The sequence below is a fragment of the Demequina pelophila genome (assembly GCF_000971175.1).
GTDB lineage: Bacteria > Actinomycetota > Actinomycetes > Actinomycetales > Demequinaceae > Demequina > Demequina pelophila.
In genome coordinates, this window is the sequence record NZ_BBLY01000004.1 from 53354 (window position 1) to 68788 (window position 15435).

General features: G+C 71.3%; 21 protein-coding genes and 1 tRNA gene. 6 read left to right on the forward strand and 16 right to left on the reverse strand.

Annotated elements, in window-relative coordinates:
* Nucleotides 1–149: 149 nt before the first annotated feature.
* A complete protein-coding gene (locus tag AOM03_RS12435; protein WP_162197269.1) occupies nucleotides 150–320 on the reverse strand; it encodes a transposase in 171 nt (56 codons plus the stop codon).
* A 246-nt stretch (nucleotides 321–566) separates the two neighbouring features.
* Here AOM03_RS12435 and AOM03_RS05925 point away from each other — a divergent pair, with 246 nt between their 5' ends.
* Complete coding sequence (locus AOM03_RS05925; RefSeq protein ID WP_062379337.1) at nucleotides 567–800, forward strand: hypothetical protein; 234 nt, start codon at nucleotides 567–569, stop codon at nucleotides 798–800.
* Nucleotides 797–1144, forward strand: coding sequence for a type II toxin-antitoxin system PemK/MazF family toxin (locus AOM03_RS05930; protein ID WP_062379339.1), 348 nt, complete (start codon nucleotides 797–799; stop codon nucleotides 1142–1144). The genes AOM03_RS05925 and AOM03_RS05930 overlap by 4 nt, the downstream gene beginning before the upstream one ends.
* Nucleotides 1145–2270: 1126 nt before the next feature.
* On the opposite strand, the gene AOM03_RS05935 is transcribed toward AOM03_RS05930, so the two are convergent.
* The 7 genes from AOM03_RS05935 to AOM03_RS12445 all read right to left on the reverse strand — a co-directional run bounded on the left by AOM03_RS05935 (nucleotide 2271) and on the right by AOM03_RS12445 (nucleotide 7933).
* Nucleotides 2271–2672, reverse strand: coding sequence for a hypothetical protein (locus AOM03_RS05935; protein ID WP_062379341.1), 402 nt, complete (start codon nucleotides 2670–2672; stop codon nucleotides 2271–2273).
* A 263-nt stretch (nucleotides 2673–2935) separates the two neighbouring features.
* Complete coding sequence (locus AOM03_RS05940) at nucleotides 2936–3853, reverse strand: HK97 family phage prohead protease (RefSeq protein WP_062379343.1); 918 nt, start codon at nucleotides 3851–3853, stop codon at nucleotides 2936–2938.
* Nucleotides 3850–4155: a hypothetical protein gene (locus tag AOM03_RS05945; protein ID WP_062379345.1), complete on the reverse strand. Its 306-nt coding sequence runs from the start codon at nucleotides 4153–4155 to the stop codon at nucleotides 3850–3852. The genes AOM03_RS05940 and AOM03_RS05945 overlap by 4 nt, the downstream gene beginning before the upstream one ends.
* Before the next feature lie 632 nt (nucleotides 4156–4787).
* Entirely contained in the window at nucleotides 4788–5300 is a 513-nt protein-coding gene (locus tag AOM03_RS05950) for a hypothetical protein (RefSeq protein WP_156157647.1), read from the reverse strand.
* 23 nt (nucleotides 5301–5323) lie between these two features.
* Nucleotides 5324–6712: an AAA family ATPase gene (locus AOM03_RS05955; protein ID WP_062379348.1), complete on the reverse strand. Its 1389-nt coding sequence runs from the start codon at nucleotides 6710–6712 to the stop codon at nucleotides 5324–5326.
* Nucleotides 6709–7524 carry a bifunctional DNA primase/polymerase gene (locus tag AOM03_RS05960; RefSeq protein WP_062379351.1) on the reverse strand — a complete coding sequence of 272 codons (816 nt, stop codon included), beginning with the start codon at nucleotides 7522–7524 and terminating at the stop codon, nucleotides 6709–6711. The genes AOM03_RS05955 and AOM03_RS05960 overlap by 4 nt, the downstream gene beginning before the upstream one ends.
* A gap of 160 nt (nucleotides 7525–7684) precedes the next feature.
* On the reverse strand, nucleotides 7685–7933 hold the full coding sequence (locus tag AOM03_RS12445; RefSeq protein WP_156157649.1) for a helix-turn-helix transcriptional regulator: 249 nt from the start codon (nucleotides 7931–7933) through the stop codon (nucleotides 7685–7687).
* A gap of 206 nt (nucleotides 7934–8139) precedes the next feature.
* On the opposite strand from AOM03_RS12445, the gene AOM03_RS05970 reads away from it, so the two are divergent.
* Both AOM03_RS05970 and AOM03_RS05975 read left to right on the forward strand, forming a co-directional pair.
* The gene (locus AOM03_RS05970; protein ID WP_062379353.1) at nucleotides 8140–8673 is read left to right on the forward strand and encodes a helix-turn-helix domain-containing protein; all 534 of its coding nucleotides are present in this window, start codon (nucleotides 8140–8142) and stop codon (nucleotides 8671–8673) included.
* A 67-nt stretch (nucleotides 8674–8740) separates the two neighbouring features.
* On the forward strand, nucleotides 8741–9817 hold the full coding sequence (locus tag AOM03_RS05975) for a tyrosine-type recombinase/integrase (protein WP_062379355.1): 1077 nt from the start codon (nucleotides 8741–8743) through the stop codon (nucleotides 9815–9817).
* 84 nt (nucleotides 9818–9901) lie between these two features.
* On the opposite strand, the gene AOM03_RS05980 is transcribed toward AOM03_RS05975, so the two are convergent.
* The 5 genes from AOM03_RS05980 to AOM03_RS12685 form a co-directional block, all read right to left on the reverse strand.
* Nucleotides 9902–9974 (reverse strand) — tRNA-Lys (locus tag AOM03_RS05980).
* On the reverse strand, nucleotides 9937–10539 hold the full coding sequence (locus tag AOM03_RS13135) for a VanZ family protein (RefSeq protein WP_082092252.1): 603 nt from the start codon (nucleotides 10537–10539) through the stop codon (nucleotides 9937–9939). The genes AOM03_RS05980 and AOM03_RS13135 overlap by 38 nt, the downstream gene beginning before the upstream one ends.
* A gap of 63 nt (nucleotides 10540–10602) precedes the next feature.
* Entirely contained in the window at nucleotides 10603–11511 is a 909-nt protein-coding gene (locus AOM03_RS13085; RefSeq protein WP_062379360.1) for a phosphotransferase, read from the reverse strand.
* Entirely contained in the window at nucleotides 11508–12137 is a 630-nt protein-coding gene (locus tag AOM03_RS12680; RefSeq protein WP_062379362.1) for a Pr6Pr family membrane protein, read from the reverse strand. The genes AOM03_RS13085 and AOM03_RS12680 overlap by 4 nt, the downstream gene beginning before the upstream one ends.
* Nucleotides 12138–12149: 12 nt before the next feature.
* The gene (locus AOM03_RS12685; RefSeq protein ID WP_062379364.1) at nucleotides 12150–12779 is read right to left on the reverse strand and encodes a Pr6Pr family membrane protein; all 630 of its coding nucleotides are present in this window, start codon (nucleotides 12777–12779) and stop codon (nucleotides 12150–12152) included.
* A 234-nt stretch (nucleotides 12780–13013) separates the two neighbouring features.
* Between AOM03_RS12685 and AOM03_RS06005 the strand changes: the two genes are divergently transcribed.
* Nucleotides 13014–13391 (forward strand): hypothetical protein, encoded by a 378-nt coding sequence (locus AOM03_RS06005; protein ID WP_082092190.1) that lies wholly within the window; start codon nucleotides 13014–13016, stop codon nucleotides 13389–13391.
* Nucleotides 13388–13657, forward strand: a complete 270-nt coding sequence (locus tag AOM03_RS06010; protein WP_062379367.1) for a helix-turn-helix domain-containing protein — start codon at nucleotides 13388–13390, stop codon at nucleotides 13655–13657. Before AOM03_RS06005 ends, AOM03_RS06010 begins: the two co-directional genes overlap by 4 nt.
* Before the next feature lie 175 nt (nucleotides 13658–13832).
* Here the strand turns inward: AOM03_RS06010 and AOM03_RS06015 are convergent, their stop codons facing one another.
* The 3 genes from AOM03_RS06015 to AOM03_RS06025 all read right to left on the reverse strand — a co-directional run bounded on the left by AOM03_RS06015 (nucleotide 13833) and on the right by AOM03_RS06025 (nucleotide 15429).
* On the reverse strand, nucleotides 13833–14123 hold the full coding sequence (locus AOM03_RS06015; protein ID WP_062379369.1) for a DUF1540 domain-containing protein: 291 nt from the start codon (nucleotides 14121–14123) through the stop codon (nucleotides 13833–13835).
* A 297-nt stretch (nucleotides 14124–14420) separates the two neighbouring features.
* Nucleotides 14421–14972 carry a hypothetical protein gene (locus tag AOM03_RS06020; RefSeq protein WP_062379371.1) on the reverse strand — a complete coding sequence of 184 codons (552 nt, stop codon included), beginning with the start codon at nucleotides 14970–14972 and terminating at the stop codon, nucleotides 14421–14423.
* A gap of 46 nt (nucleotides 14973–15018) precedes the next feature.
* The gene (locus tag AOM03_RS06025) at nucleotides 15019–15429 is read right to left on the reverse strand and encodes a DUF2218 domain-containing protein (RefSeq protein ID WP_062379373.1); all 411 of its coding nucleotides are present in this window, start codon (nucleotides 15427–15429) and stop codon (nucleotides 15019–15021) included.
* Between the last annotated feature and the right edge of the window lie 6 nt (nucleotides 15430–15435).

A 15435-nucleotide genomic window follows, 5' to 3' on the forward strand; every position in this document is an offset into this window, starting at 1 on the left:
AGGGCTGGAGCCAGGCTGAATGAGAAGTGGGAAGCGCGCACAACTCGACTACCAGGGGTATCAAAGGGCCTGGTAGGCCTCCAGTCCATGGAATGCGGTGCGCCAGTCCGGGGTGCGGTGTCGGCGCTCGGGCTGCGGGCTGGAGCGCGTCAGTCGAGGCCGTTGACCTGCGCGAGCTCGCTCTTCTCAGTCCAGCCTTCATCGACACGATCCTGGCGGCGCCAGCGGTGGATCGCCTGCTGGCTGACCTCTAGATCGTGCGCGACTCTCGCGACGCTCTTGCCTGGTTCGAGCAGGTCGAGTGCTCGACGTCGGACCACAGTCCGAAGTGCACACCACCCCCGCCCGCACGGCACACCTGATCAGGTAGCCAAATCGTGGGTCGGGTCAAGATGTCAACCAAAGCCGGGGCAGTCCCGACGGTTGACTTTGCCCCAGCGATCAACCCCTGCTCTCGGTCGCAGCACTGCTGCGACCTGCTGTTGATCTGTTGTTCGCACCAATGCGCGCCAGTTTGTTGTGAAGAATCTTCACACTCTCCTGAGGAAGATTGGTAGGCTCGTCCCATGGCAATCGTTCGAGTGAGCACGACCCTTCCCGAAGAGGACTTCCGGTGGATGCAGCACTACGCCGCTACCCATGGCCGCAAGTCCACCGTGGTCTTCCACGAGGCTGTCGCGGATTACCGCAGGAAGCAGGAGGAGGCGGAGCTCGTCGAGCAGCTCGCCGAGGCGCATCGCGAGTGGCGCGAGGACGGCGAGCAGGAGGCCTGGGAAGCCTCCGAAGGTGACGGAGCGTGAGCCGCGGCTCCATCTGGCGCGCCGATCTTGACCCGGTCGTCGGCCATGAAGCCAACAAGGCGCGCCTGGTCATGGTGGTCGGCAGAGACGCAGCCGCACGGCAGGCGATCGCGAACGACGGCATGGTGACAGTGGTGCCGCTGACGTCGAAACGGCTTGACCGACTGTACGGCTTCCACGTCCTGGTGCCGGCTTCGGATGCAGGCATCCCTGTCGACTCGAAGGCGCAGGCCGAGCAAGTACGCACCGTCTCGGTACGACGCCTGATCACACAGGTCGGTCAAGCTCCGGCCCACGTCACGGAGGCCGTCGACAATGCTCTGAGGTTCTACCTCGGGCTCTGAAGCCCTCGCAGGATTCGGTCCCGGAGCCGCACTGGAGTCCTTCGCGATGAGGGCTGGGGAGCCCCCGTAGACAGCTACGGGGTAGCCCTCACAGTGGATCGAACGGACCTACCACTGCCGACGCCGACAGGCCGCCCTGGGCAAGGTGGCGCCCATCGAGTACGAGACCATCATGACCACCAAAGTGGCCCTCGCCGCGTGACCAACCCCTGTCACCTATCGGTGCAGCAGGCCCGGTTGAGGCTGCGCCGGATCACTCGCAGATCCTCGAGGGGCTCGCTTTCAAAGCGTTGAGAAAGCGTTGCGTGAAGACCTGAGAACTTCTCAGGTCTTCGAGAATCTAGCGGTTTACCTCGCCGTTCGTGGGCCCCGTGGGGCTCGAACCCACGACCTACGGACTCTAAACCGGTGTTGATCCTGAGTATACGTCGAGCGCGCGGATCGCGACTATTTCGCCTCGTACTAGGCGTGTTGACCTTTCGTCGCTTTACTCTCGTCGACTAGGTTTCGCGGCCAAAACGTCGAGTAAACGTCGAGTAGGTCGACGTTTTCGTCGAGTGCTCGCCGGCGGCCGGCCGGCTGATCGTGGTGGCCCTCGAGGCCGATGCGTCGTCATGGCGCGAGGTTGGCACGCCAACCTGACGCGATCGGGCCTCGAGTGGCCGGCGAGCAGTGGGGCGGCGCGCGTTTGTGCGGCGATCGCGGCCTGCGCAAGCTTGGCAGGGCGGGCCGGCGGGGACTACGTCGAGTCTGCGCACGTTCTCGAGCAGCACGAGGGTCGGCGCGCTAGTCGTCGTCACGGTCGGCGGCATCGAGCAGTCGGGCGCGCCAACCTCGAGGCGGCGGCCACGGCACGCCCCACGCCTCGAGGGTCGCCCTCGTGTACCCGCCGGCGGGAGTGCGCGCCGTCGATCTCGTCGCGGGTCGGTATGCCTCGAGCCTAGGCAGCGGCGGCCGGCGGCGAGCGCGCGACGCCCGAGCCGGCCGATCCCGGCGAGCGGCCGCCGGCGAGCGCCTGAGCGCACGAACGGCGCGCCCTCGACCTCGTCTCAGGGGCGCGCCGTTCGTCGTCTCAGCGGGCGGCCTGCGCGCTCCCGCGACACGCGCAGGGGCGGCGGTCGCGGCCTCACGTGGCGGCCCATGCGTACGCGTCGGCCTTGTGCGTCGCGCGCCACCTATCGGCGGCCGCGCCGTGCGTCTCATGCCAGGCGATCGCGGCGGCGGCGTGCGCCTCGTGCCAGGCGAGGCCGTCGGCGATTGCACGAGGCGAGGCGAGCGTCGCGCCGCCGGCGAGCCTCGAGGCGCGCGAGCCGGCGAGCACGAGTGCTGGCATGAAACCGCTCATGGGCGTCGGGTGCTGCTCGAGGTCGATCGCTTGCACGTGCCACGTGTCGCCGCCGGCGTAGCCGACGAGCACGTCGCCGGCGCTCGAGCCGGTGCAGACGCGCAGCAGGGGCCGGCCGGCGAGGCCGGCGACGGCGCTCACGCCGGGCGAGTGCTCGGCGACGCGCGGGCAGCGATCAGGCACGGCGCGGCCTCGTGAGCGCCCGCCGACGAGGCGTGCCGCAAGTCACGGCCCGCCGGCGGGGCGATTGAGAGCGATCCAGCGAGGCCGACGCGAGGCCGGCGATCGCGGTCGCGATCGGGTCGAATCGGGCGGCATGGAGCGCGAGAGACTCCACGCGACGATCGCGGATTTCTTCCGCAGAAGAGAGCGGGTGAGAGAAGATGGAAAGCGGGAGGGGTCTTCCTTGGTCTCCCGAGAAAACGCGGGCGGGGGCGTCGCGCCGGCTAGCCGACATGGTCGAACCGTCCGAACGTACGAACGTACGAGCTCGACGTCGAGCCGGCTCGACGCTCGTCGCGCTGCTGCTGCTCGCGCTGCTTCGCCCGCCATGCTTCGACCTCGGCCTCGCGCTCGGCGGGGCGACGCTCACGCGTGGCACGGGTCGCAGCGCCGTACGCGCATGTCTCGAGCGGCGCTAGTGATACCTCGAGCACAGGTGCAGCGCCGGCCCGGTAGATCGACCCGGTAGGGCCGGCGTCGGCCGATCGCTCGCCGATCGTGGTGATGCTCGAGCCGATCGCGCCGACGTCGATCGCGCGCAGCAGCGCGCGCAGCCTCGGCCCAACGATCGTGAGGTTGATCCAGGTGCGCAAGTGACCTGGCTCGACGTCGAACACTGTCACGTGCCCGATTGGCTGCCGGCGATCGTGTCGCCAGTAGGCCGGCAGGTCGTGCAGCGCGTTGACGAGCGGGGTGCCCTTGTGCGTCACCATGCGCGGGCCGGGGTCGATCCCGGTGCGCACGGCCTCGGCGGCGCGGTGCGCGATCGGCTCAGGCTCGAACACGTGACGCGGGACCGGCGTGCACCTGACCGTGGTCGAGTCGTGCGACCAGCGGGTGTGACCGGGCCAGCCGAGCAGCCTCAGGCGATCGTGCAAGCGCTGCGCAGCGTAGTGCTCGACGTCGCCGCGCAGCTCGAGTGCCTCACGCTGCCAGGCCGGCGCGGTCGGGTCGATCGACCAGGCGGCGACGAGCATGTCGACGGCCTCAGCCGGCTCGAGGCCGGCCGGCAACAGTGCGGCCGTGCGCTCGATCGCGTACAGCGCGCGCAGCGTGCCGCCGTCGAGGCCGGCGCATACCGTGGCGCGGCTCGTCTCGTCGAGGCGGTGCCAGGCGTCGCCGGCGGCCTCGATCGCACTCATGCGCCGGCCTCGTCGAGCTCGAGGACAACGCGCAGCCGGTCGAGCCGGCCGCGCCGCTCGACGGCCGTGCGCAGCGCGAGGCGCACGAGCGCACGGGACGGCAGGCCGCCACGCCGGGCCGCGCTGCGCGCCTCGTGCGCGGCGGCCTCGATCGCTGCCAGGTGAGCGCGCAGCGTCGCGCGGCTCGTCGGCTCAGGGACGGCGAGCAGCCGGTCGACGTCCGACACGAGTGCGACGAGCGCCTCGAGCGCCCGGTCGTCTCGAGCGCCGGCCTCGGCGGGATGGATCGCGGTACGCGGCATGACGGCGGCCTCTCTCGGATCGCGTGCAGTGACGACGATGCGGGGGCGCGCTAGCGGTCGCGGCGGGGGCACCTATGCCGCCCACGGTACGTCGCCATGGTCTCCCGCGCCAGAGGCAAGCCGGCTACGCCGACGAGCACGACGCCGGGCTGCCCGACTGCTCGCCTGCTCAGGCGACCACAGACTGCGGGAGCAGGCTCAGCAACTCGAGCAGTACGGCGGTCGTCGCCTACCAAGGCGACCCGACGCGCGACCGTTCCACGGTCGCCGTGGTCGACGTAGGAGACCACAAACAAAATAGGAGTAGTGGGCGGTGGGCTATCCCCTTAAGGGGTCCGCCCGCCAGCCTGCCTGCCCGCCCATCCGCCCACTGCGCTATATCCCCTGCTAAATGTCGTGTAGCGGTCGCCCGCCCATCCGCCCATCTTAAAGGTAATGGGCAGGTAAAATCGGGGCCGTTTTCTGTTGCGTAAATACCCTTTCGGCCCGTCGCCGCCGGGCATGGATCGACCCCCGTGACGGCTCGGTCACGGGGGTCGATCGCGGGGTCGGTCAGGCTGCTCGGCTCGGCCAATCGGGGTGCAGGATTGCGGCCCCTGCGATGTCCTCGGCGCGCTCGTGCCGTGCGCGGTTCATGGCCGGTACTCGCATCCGTGGGCGACGTCGTGCACGTCGGTGAGGCGGTCGAGCACGTGGTGCGCGTATGCGAGGGCGCGGGCGAGCGGCTGCGTTGCGTCGCCGGCGTCGCGCAGGCCGTCGACGACGAGCCTGATGAGGGCGAGCGCGTGGTCGACGTTCGCCGGCGTCGCGTCGAATCCGTCGATCAGTCGTGCCCGCTGCTGCGCGAGGTCGAAGAATGCGACCGGGTCGGCGTCGTGACGGAGCTGCTCGGCCTCGAGCCATTCAAGGCCGGTACGGGTGATCCTGTGGCGTGTGACGCCGGCGACGTCGAGGCGGTCGACGAGGTTGAGGTCGAGCAGCGTGTGCAGTTCGTCGTCGATGCCTGTGAGGTCGTCGCCGAGCGTGGCCTCGAGGCACGCCCAGGTGCACGGGTCGCCGGCCGCAGTCGGGCCGTCTCCGTGGTCGGCGTGTGACAGGTGGTCGGCGAGCGTTCTGAGCATGGTGCGCGGTACGGGTCGAATCATGGTGAGGTTCCTCTCGTGGTGGGTCAGTCCTCGCCGGCGTCGTGGGCGGCGAGGCGTGCCCGGCCGAGGCTCGTGAGCGCATACAACTTGGTACGGCCGGCGCGGCGGCCCTCGTCGTCGACGAGGCGCGCGTCGACCGCGTCGCGGCGCGCTGCCAGGTACGCCGCGCCGACGTCGCCGTTCGGCTCGACGTTGAGCGAACGCCGGGCGAGTTCCTTGTTCGTGAGCGGGCCGACGGCGTCGGCGAGCGTGCGCAGGATCTTGTCGACATTGCCCTCGAGGCCGGCGTCGGGCAGCGGTGCGGACGCGGGCCGCGAGTCGACGTCGTGCCATGTGGCGCGGTGCACGGCAAGCGACGTGACGGGCCGGTCAAGGTAGTCGCGCAGTTCCGTCTCGACGACGGCAAACTCGACGTCGATCGTCCAACGATCGCCCTGCGGGTGATCCCGAAACTTCTCGGCCTTGATCGTCACGCGCCGAGCGTCGCCGTCGCGCGTGACCTCGAGCAGCGCGTCGGGCGTGTCGCGAATCGCCGTCGACCCGCGAAACGTGCCGTTGCGGTTCGCGTGGTGCACGGTCCACGCGGCGCGACGTGCGGCCTTGAACCGCTCGAGGGTCGCGAGAACGGTCGTCATCTGACTCGAGTTCTCGTCGGCTGCGCCGCGCACGCGGGCGAGCGTATCGACGACGACGAGGCCGACGTCGTGCTCGTCGGCGACCTCGAGCAGCGCGTCGACGTCGGGACCGTCCGCGTAGAAGTCCGGCGCGATCGTCTCGACGAGCAGGTACCCGTCGAGCAGCTCGGCCGTCACCGAGTTCGCCGTGCACCATGCGAGCACGCGCGCGAGCAGACTGCGCGAGCCTTCGGTCGTCACGTACAGCACGGGCCGCCGCTCAGGTACGTCGAACAGGCCGAGCGCTTTCCGGCCGGTCGCGAGGGCGAGCATCACGGCGAGCACAATGAACGACTTGAACGACCCGCCGGCACCTGCCACGACGGCCGTCTGATCGGGATACACGAGCCGGTCGACGACCGGCGTCACGGGCGTCGCGAACCGCTCGCGCAACGTGGCGAAGTCGAACAGGCCGTCGGCCATGCGCTCGGCCTGCACGCCGCCGGCCTGCACCCGCTCGAGCGCCTCGGCGACCTGTTGCGCGGCCGACTTGACGAGCGCGGCCGTCACAGGGTCGGCGTTGAACTGTGCGCCGGGCGTGTTGAGCCAATGACGTACCTCGGTCGGTATGCCGAGCCGGTCGATCGCGAGCCGGCGCGCGGCCGCGTGTGGCGACTCGAGGTCGTCGTCGCCGGGATCAGGCTCACGCTCCTCGAGGGCCGCCGCGACCTCGTCGGGGGTCGCCGGCGGGTGAATCTGCTCGAGGCCGGCGTCGCCGTCGTTGTTGTTGCTGGTCATGCTGCGCGTCCTCCTGTGGTGCGTCGTGCTGAGGCGAGCGTCGTGTCGACCTCGCGCTGCTCGAGGCCGGCGGCGAGGCCGGCGCTCGTGAGTCGTGCGACCTCGCCGGCGGTGGGGTACATGGGCCATAGGCGGCACGCGGCCCAGTACAGCGCCGCGTTCCGGTTGCCTTCGACGGCCCGGGCGACATGCCGGCACAGGCCGTCGACCTTGCGGTCGCGTGCGTTGCCGTCGAGCCTCGTCGGCAGTTCGCGGGGCTGCGCCGGCGGCGGCTGCTCGAGCCGACGCTCAGCTCGTCGAGGTAGCGCGACGACGGGCTGCGCCGGGTCGAGCCACCTGTACGGGTCGCCCGTGAGCGGGTGAGGCGACGGCGGCGCGATCACGTACCCGTGAACCTTCACGTCGACGCCGGGCACGCCGAGCGACTTCTCGAGCCTCGTGCCCGTGAGTGGCTGCCACGGCTCAGGCGGCCGCATGTACCAGGCGTGCATGCCGCCGTCGCCTCGGCCTGACAGGCTCGCCCACGTGCGCGGCAGGCTGCCGAGCGCCTGACTCAACGCCGCGAACGTGCCGCCGTTGCGCGGGTCGACGTCGAGCACGACGTGCGTCGGCGGGATCACGAGGCCGACGAGCGCCGCCGGCCAACGCTGCCACCATTCCGCGATCGTCGCGAGGTCGGTCGTCGCATCCTTGTGCCCGTGGCGAAGGTACGGCGCTTTCGCGTCGTCGCCGGCCTCGCGGCACGGGTGCACGAGCCAGCCGGCAGCGGCGTATTCGAACGCGGCGTCGAGCAGGTCGGACGGGCGCGTCATGACGGGCGACCGTGGTGATCGGGTACCGTACCGAGTGCAGCGACCGCGTACAGGCTGTTCGACTGCCGTCCTACGGGATTCGACTCGACGATCGGCGTCCAAACCTCTCGAGTCTCGCCCCTGCCGGCCTCGCCCGGCGGGGGCGTTCCTGTGTCCGGCCTCATGCGACGGCCACGCCGTGACGCTCGAGCACGGCGATCGCGGCCGAGTTGCCTGCGCGCGCGGCGTCGATCGTCTTGTACGACACGACCGCGACCTGCTCGTCGATCCACGCGGCGACGTCGTCACGGCGGTATCGAACGTTGCGCCCGATGCGCAGCGACGCCGGGCCGTTCTCGCGGGTGCTGCGCCACTTGTAGAGGGTCGGCACGGCGATACCCGTCTCGACCGCGACCTGTTCGATCGTCATGAGTTCCGGCCACGCGTGGCGCGGCGTGCCAAGCGCCGGCTCGGGCCTAGGGTCGAGTTCGACGTCGGCGACTGCCGTAGGTGAGAGGGTCATTGGCCTAGTCCGTTCTGCCTGATCGACAGTCGCGATCAGGCGAGTCGGACTATACGCCTAGTGGGCGGCGGTGTGCTAGTCCTTTTCGCCTGCGTGTCGGATACCGTGGCGGGGTGACTGAGGCGACGGGCGAGCAGTGGGGGCGGCGATTCGAGGCAGGCGTCGGTGCGCGCATTCGTGCGCTGCGCGAGGCGCGCGGCCTCTCGACGACCGCGCTCGCCGACGGCATGACGCGCCTCGGCGTGCCTGTGAATCAGTCGACGATGTCGAAGTACGAACGCGGCGTCATCGGGATCGGCCTCGCGCAGCTCACGGCGGCGGCCGTGGTGCTCGAAACGTCGCCGGCGGTGCTGCTCGTCGACCTCGAGGCCGACGAGGTCGAAGTCGCGCCGGGCCGGTTCGCCGGCGTGGTCGACGCGGTCGAATGGTGGGCGGGCCGGCAGACGTTGCCGGCGGCCGCGTACTCGCTCGAGCATGCCGTCGGGCCGCTCGTGCTGCTGCGTCAACGTGCCGAACTGCTCGCGGTCGCGGTGCGTCTCGCCGGCGTCAACGACGAGGTTGCGGACGCGGCTCAGGCGCACGTGCCCAAGGTCGACGCACAACTCGCGGCGCACAGGTGGCAGCCGGCGGTCGGCGACGATGCCTAGGCCGCCGCTGCCGGTCGGTGGTTGGGGTCGGATCACGACGACGAGCGACGCCGGCGAGCATGTCGCGGTGGCCCGGTTCCGCGACCACGACGGGCGTACGCGGGTCGTGACGGCGTCGGGCCGGTCGCGATCGGCTGCCGAGGCCGAGCTGCTGCGCCGGCTGCGCGAGCGGTCGCGCGCCGGCGGGCGCGACGTGTCCTCGAGCACGAGGGTCGACGAACTCGCGCGCGTGTGGCTCGCCGAGGTCGACGAGTCCGATCGCGCGCACTCGACGATCGTGAGGTACCGGCTCGCGGTGCGCCGGCACGTCGTGCCCAGGCTCGGCGGCCTGCGCGTGTCGGAGGTCACGACAGCGCGCGTCGACCGGGCGCTGCGCGACATTGCCGACGACGTCGGGCCGGCGACGGCGCGCCTCGCGCGCACGTGCCTGTCGAACATGTTCGGACTCGCGGCCCGGCACGACGCGATCGTCGCGAACCCGGTACGCGAGGCGAGGACGATCGCGCCGACGCGGGCCGAGCCTCGAGCACTCGACGCCGACGAGGTCCGTGAGCTGCGCGCAGCGGTGCGCGCCGACGACTACGCGGTCGCCTGCGACCTGCCGCTGCTCGTCGATCTGCTGCTCGCGACGGGCTGCCGGGTCGGCGAGGTGCTCGCGCTGCGCTGGTCCGACGTCGACCTCGAGGTCGGGCACGTGACGATCGACGGGACGGTCGTGCGAACTGCCGGCGGCCTCGTGCGGCAGGAGCGCACCAAAGGCGGCCGCGCGCGCGTCCTCGTGCTGCCGCCGCGCATCGTCGCGACGCTGCTCGAGCGCCGGGTCGACGGGCTGCCTTCGCCCGTGATCCTGCCGGCCGTGACGATGGGGTACCGCGAAGTCACGACGGTCAACAAGCAATGGCGATCGTTCCGTCGACGCGACGCCGAGCGCGAGGTGGCCGCCGGCAGGCCGGCGCGGTTCGACGACCTCAAGTTGCACACGCTGCGCAAGACGGTCGCGACGCGCCTCGAGCGCGACGGCGGCCTCGAGGCCGCTGCCGAGCAGTTGGGGCACGCCGGCGTCGCGGTCACGGCGAGGCACTACGTCGAGCGCGCGGTGCTCGCGGCCGATCAGTCGGCCGTGCTCGACACGCTGCTCGAGTAGGCGAAAACGTCGAGTTTCCGTCGAGTTCGACCTCGCGAACCTCAAGGCGCTTCGAACCAACCGCCTATTTACCAGGGGTGATAGTGGGCCCCGTGGGGCTCGAACCCACGACCTACGGATTAAAAGTCCGCTGCTCTACCAACTGAGCTAGAGGCCCGCCGACCATGGTAGTTGCGCCGCGCACGTGCCCGGCCCCGCCGCGCCAGTTCCACGCCGCCCACCAGCACCGCCACGACGAGCCCGCCCAGCAGCGCGCCGGCCGAGTTGAGCAGCACGTCATCGATGTCCGCCACGCGCCCCAGCGTGTACTGCGCCATCTCGATCCCCACGGACAGCACCACCCCGGCGAACAGCGCCGACAGCACGCGCAGCCAGAATCCGCGCCGTATCAGCGCCGCGATCACCGCGCCCAGCGGCATGAACATCGCCACGTTGCCGATGAGGTTGAGCCACACGCGCTGGCTCTGGGAGTTGAGCGCCCGGTCGATCTCCTGGAAGGGCGTGAGGTTCACGCTCGCGGCCCCGGTGTGGCTCGATGCGAGCGTGTCGCCGATGGTCAGCCACCCGATGACCGCGAGGCAGGCGACCAGCGCCGCCCAGAGGGCGGCACGCGCCCCTCGCCCGCGCATCGTCCCCAGGACCGCCGCCAGGAGGGTGAGCCCGAGCCCCACGGCCGCGTACGGCACCGAGGACTCGGCTCCGTACGGCACGGCGAACTGCATGGCTCCTCCTGGAAAGTGTCCATCCAGGATCTCACCTTCGTCCCGGGACGATGTACGGCGCGCCTAAGCGAGCAGGCCCAGCTCCCCGAAGCCTCGCCACGCCATGGCGACGTTGAGCGGACGGTCGAGCACCGCCCAGGAGGCGCACTTGGTGACCGCGATGCCGCGCAGTCGCGCCTCGAGGCCGGGGTCGTCGCAGGCGGTGGCGTCGCGGTACGCCGCGACGGCGAGGCCGACGCCCGCGGCCGGGAGCGCGGTGTAGAGGAAGGAGAGGTCGACGGCGCGGTCGCAGCCGGCCATCTTGCCCCAGTCGATGAGCCCGGCGAACGCGCCGTCGATGCCCAGCACATTGGAGCCGTGGGGGTCCGCGTGGGACCACACGCGCTCGGTGGGCCCGGGGGCGGCCAGCGCGCGAGCCCACACCTCGCGCGCGCCCTGCACGTCCAGCCGCTCGCCGCCCGGCCCGGAGGCCTCGGCCAGCAGGCCGAGCGCCCAGTCGAGATTGTGCTGGCGGTCGGCGAGGGGGAGGGACTGCTCGGGGTTGAACCAGGCCTCGGGGGCGGCGGGCGCGTGGATCTCCGCGAGCGCGCGGCCCAGCGCCGGCCCCGCGGATGCGGCCAGCGGCGCGACGTCCGCGGCGGTGCCCGGCAGCCACGTGACGATGGCCCAGGGCCACGGGTACGGGCCCTGCGGCTCGCCGCGCCGCACCAGGCGCGGGTGGGGGAAGGTCCAGTCGCGGCCGAGCGCGATCATCAGCCCGGTCTCGCGGTCCAGCGAGCGCACGGCGCTCTCGACGCGGGGGAGTCGCACCGCGTACTCGGCGCCCAGGCGGAACACCGCCATGTCCCAGCCATCGAAGCGCTCGCCCACCTCGAGGTGCGCCAGCGCGGGCGCCTGCGCCCGGACCAGCTCCGCGACCAGGTCCGCGCCGATCGACGCGTGCGCGGCGGGCGGGCCCGAGTCTCGGATCACCTCGACTCCACGGCGACCCGTGCATCGTCCACGGTGACCGGCCGTGTCCGGGGCGTCAGGTACAGCGCGGCGCCCAGGACGAGGCCTGCGACGCAGATCCCCCCGACCACCATGGCGATGCTCGCGTAGCCGTGCGCGGGCTCGAGGAAGGGGTAGGGCACCCACCCGTCGGTCGCGCCGCGCACCAGCACCACCGCCGCCCAGCCGAGCGGGTACGCGATCACGACCCACAGGCGCGTGAGCGGCAGCCGCTCGCGCGGCCCCTCGATCAGCCAGTCCACGACGAGCACCACGCCGGACAGCCCATGAACCACCAGGTTGGTCCACCGGGTCAGGTCGTCCGAGGTGGGCGCGAGGAGCGTCCAGAACACGGCCACCACGATGACCAGGTAGACCGCCGCGGAGGCGCGCAGGTACTCGAGCCACGCGGGTCTCGCGCGGCCCGTGCGGGTGGCGACCACGATGAGCGCGAACGCCCCGATGAGGTTGGTCTGGATGGTGAAGAACCCGAAGAAGTTCCACAGCACGAGCGTGTCCGCCTCGACCTGATCCCACATGAGGCGGGCGACGGCGGCGAGCATGAGGAGCGCGGCGCCGATGCGCGCGCCCGAGACAAAGCGGACCATCCCGCGACGGTATCAGCGGGCGGGCGCCACGGCCCGGGACCGGGCCACGCTCACCGCGCGGCCGGGCGGCGTCCGGAACAGCGCCGCGCCGAGCGCGACTCCCGCGGCGCCGATGGCACCGATCACCACCGCGATGCCGCCGTAGCCGAGCCCGGGGTGCAGGAAGTCGTAGGGGACCCAGCCGTCGGTGGCGCCGCGGATCAGGACGATCGTGCACCACGCCAGCGGATACGCGAGCAGCGCCCCCAGGTGCGCGCGCGGGAGCGGCGCGCGCGGACCCTCGACCAGCCAGTCCCCGACCATCGCAGCGGCGACCGCACCGTGCACCACCAGGTTGGCCCAGGTCCACCGGTCGTCGGAGACCGGGGCGAGCACCGGCCAGTACACCGCGACCACGATCACGACGTAGACCGCGGAGCACGCCCGCAGGTACTCGAGCCACGCGGGACGCGCGTGTCCGGTGAACGGGGCGCCCACGAGCAGTGTGCCGGCGGCGATGAGGTTGGTCTGGATGGTGAAGTAGCCGAAGAAGTCCCAGGGAACGAGGGTGCCGGCCTCGACCTCGACCCAGAGGAGCCGGGCGACGGCGGCGAGGATGAGCAACGCCATCGCGATCCGCGCTCCGGCGATGGTTCGGACCATGCCGCGACGCTATCAACGGGGTTCCAGGGGTGGCCTGGGACCCTTGGCGCTGGCCGCCGGGGCGCCCGGGTACCCCGGGGCGCGCCGGGGTGCCGGGGCCAGTGTCTCCGCGGCGCCCGTTCTGGTGCGGCTCTCGCACCGGGCTCCTCAATAGGACCATCGTCTCGCAGTCCGCGGGGTGGCATCTGGTGCAATGGAGTCCCCGGAAGTAAAAGCGTTGCAAAGGAGCGCGCCATGGCTGTGCTGTCCCCAGTCCTCGACCAAGTCGACGTGGTCGACCCTCGAGGCCTCGCCGAACGTCGCGGCGTGGGGGTCTTCACCCTCTCGCCCCGTGTCGCCCGGGACGGCTGGCTGGTGCTCTTCTCGATTCTTGTCACCGTGCTCACGCTGGGCGTCGCCTACCCGTTCGCGCTCGCGGCCGCCGAGCGTGCCAACGCCGAGGCCTCCGCGATCGACGGTCGCCCGCTCACCTTCACGGGCTCCGGCCGCGACCTCTACCCGATGTGGTTCCTCTGGCTTCCGCTCACCTGGATCACCCTCGGCGTCGCCGCGGTCTGGTGGCTGCCCATGGTGCGCCAGTGGCGCTGGGAGAACCTGAGGTTCCAGGCATGAGCCCCGAGAGGCTCCGGCCGGCGCTGGGCGAGACGATCCCGCGCCGCGTCGCCTCGTTCCTCACCCCGCGCGAGATGGAGCTGCTAGGCGGCTACCTCGCGGGCGAGGACGAGGCCGAGCTGGCCGAGCGACTGGGCTACCCGAGCGAGGGCTCCGTGCGGGTCAAGCTCAATCGCATCCGCTGGTACGTCGCGGCGGCGCTGCCCAAGGACGATGCGGCGCGGGCGGACCTGACGGCTCGCCGAGGAGTGAGCGCGCCTCAGTAGCCGATGCGCGGGTCGGGCTGGTAGCCCGGCCCGCGCCGGGCGCGGGGGCACCACCCTGCCCGCGCCGGGCGCGGCAGTACCTCCTGCCCGCGTCGGGCATGGGAAGGCCGCGCGCCTGCTGCTCACGTGAGTGGCGCTGGCGCGCGGCCGACGGTGGGATTCGAGTGCTGCGACCTCAGACGCGCGCGGCGAAGGTGAGGCAGTCGGCGACGTCGGTCGAGCCGCCCACGGCGATCGAGTCCGCGGTGCACATGAGGTCCGCGTTGTGCTTGCAGTCCTCGCGCGAGCAGGCGCCCACGGCGGCGGTCGCGTCGGCGCCGCCCTTGTGCTCGGTGTCGACGAAGGTGTTGCAGTGTGCGTGCTGGCCGCCCACGGAGATGGCGGCGGCGTGGCAGCCGTCGTGGTTGTAGCCGCACGATGCGACCGAGCACGACGAGACGATGGGAAGACCGATGGAGACGGGCATGGTGACCTCCTGAGGTGGGCCCAGCGGTGGGCCGTGACGTCTGTTGACGGTCTTTACGCTATCGCTTTCCGAAGGCAATTCCGACCGAATTCGACTTATGCGCACAAGGTTTTCGGAATTCGAATTCGGGGATTACGCGGGTGCGTTATTGCGCAAATGCGGGCCGGCCCCGGGGCGGTGTCGGCGCCGGGGCTGAGCGGCCCGTCTACCTGCCGGGATGTACGAGAACGCTGCCGCGAGCAAGGTGCTCGCGGCAGCGTTGTTCCCCGATGGTCGGCGTCGGCTCTTCGATCTTGTCTATGCGGAGGCTGGAGTGAGTGTCATGGTTTCGGTTGCCGAGCCGCGGGGCGCGCCGTCCGGGCCGAAGACGGCGATGCTGACCGGGTAGGTGGCCTGGTTCTCGCCGCCTGCCGTGACCATGAACTCGACATCTTGCTCGGCGCCCTGCCACAGGTAGGTGTCGTCTCCGACCCTTGTCCACTGCGGATTCGGCCACGCCCCTGCCAGGGTCGGAAGGGCGAAGGCGGCCGGAGCCGAGATCTGCACGCCCGACATTGTCGCAAGGGCGGGAATGGTGAACTTGACGTGGTTCGGGCCTGCGGGCTCGTGCGTGATGGGCGCCGGCGGTGCGCAAGGCTTGGGCTCGGTGCTGGCGCACGCGGCGGCCGGCGCAGCAGTGGCCACCAGGATGGCCGGCGCCGCCCAGGCGGCGCCTTGGACGATCCGGCGGCGGGAGATCTGGGAATTGGGCACGACGAAGTCCTCCACGCGAATGAATGGGTGAGTCACCGGGCCTGCGATGCCGCGTCCGCGCGCGCCGAGGATGCGCGGGAGGGTGACGTTCGTCACACACTACGGACCTAAGAGCATGCTCCGCATGGGACCTTCGTCGCGATTATCGAGGTGTTTCGGTCGCCGCGCCGGCGGAGCCCGCAGCCGCCTGCTCGGCCTCCCGCTCGGCCTCCCGCCGCGCCATCGCCTCGCGGCGCTTGACCTGATAGCGCGCGTCGAGTTCCGCATCGTCCCATGCGCACGCGAGGCCGTCGCCGGCGCCGAACTTCTCGAGGTGGTTCTGCACGATCCCCATGAGCGGGAACACGTCCGCCTCCCCCTCGCCGGAGACGGTGATCTCGAGCGACGCATCGGTCGCGACCAGCGTCGCGACCGTGCCTTCGCGGCGGACGATGCCGGCCCCCGCCTCGGGGTCGAAGCTCGCCTCGATCTTCCGGGACAGGTGGGAGCACAGCTGCTTGCCGTAGCGCGCGGGGCGGTCGGTGCGGGCGCGGCCGGTGACGGAGAGGGGCATGGCGGT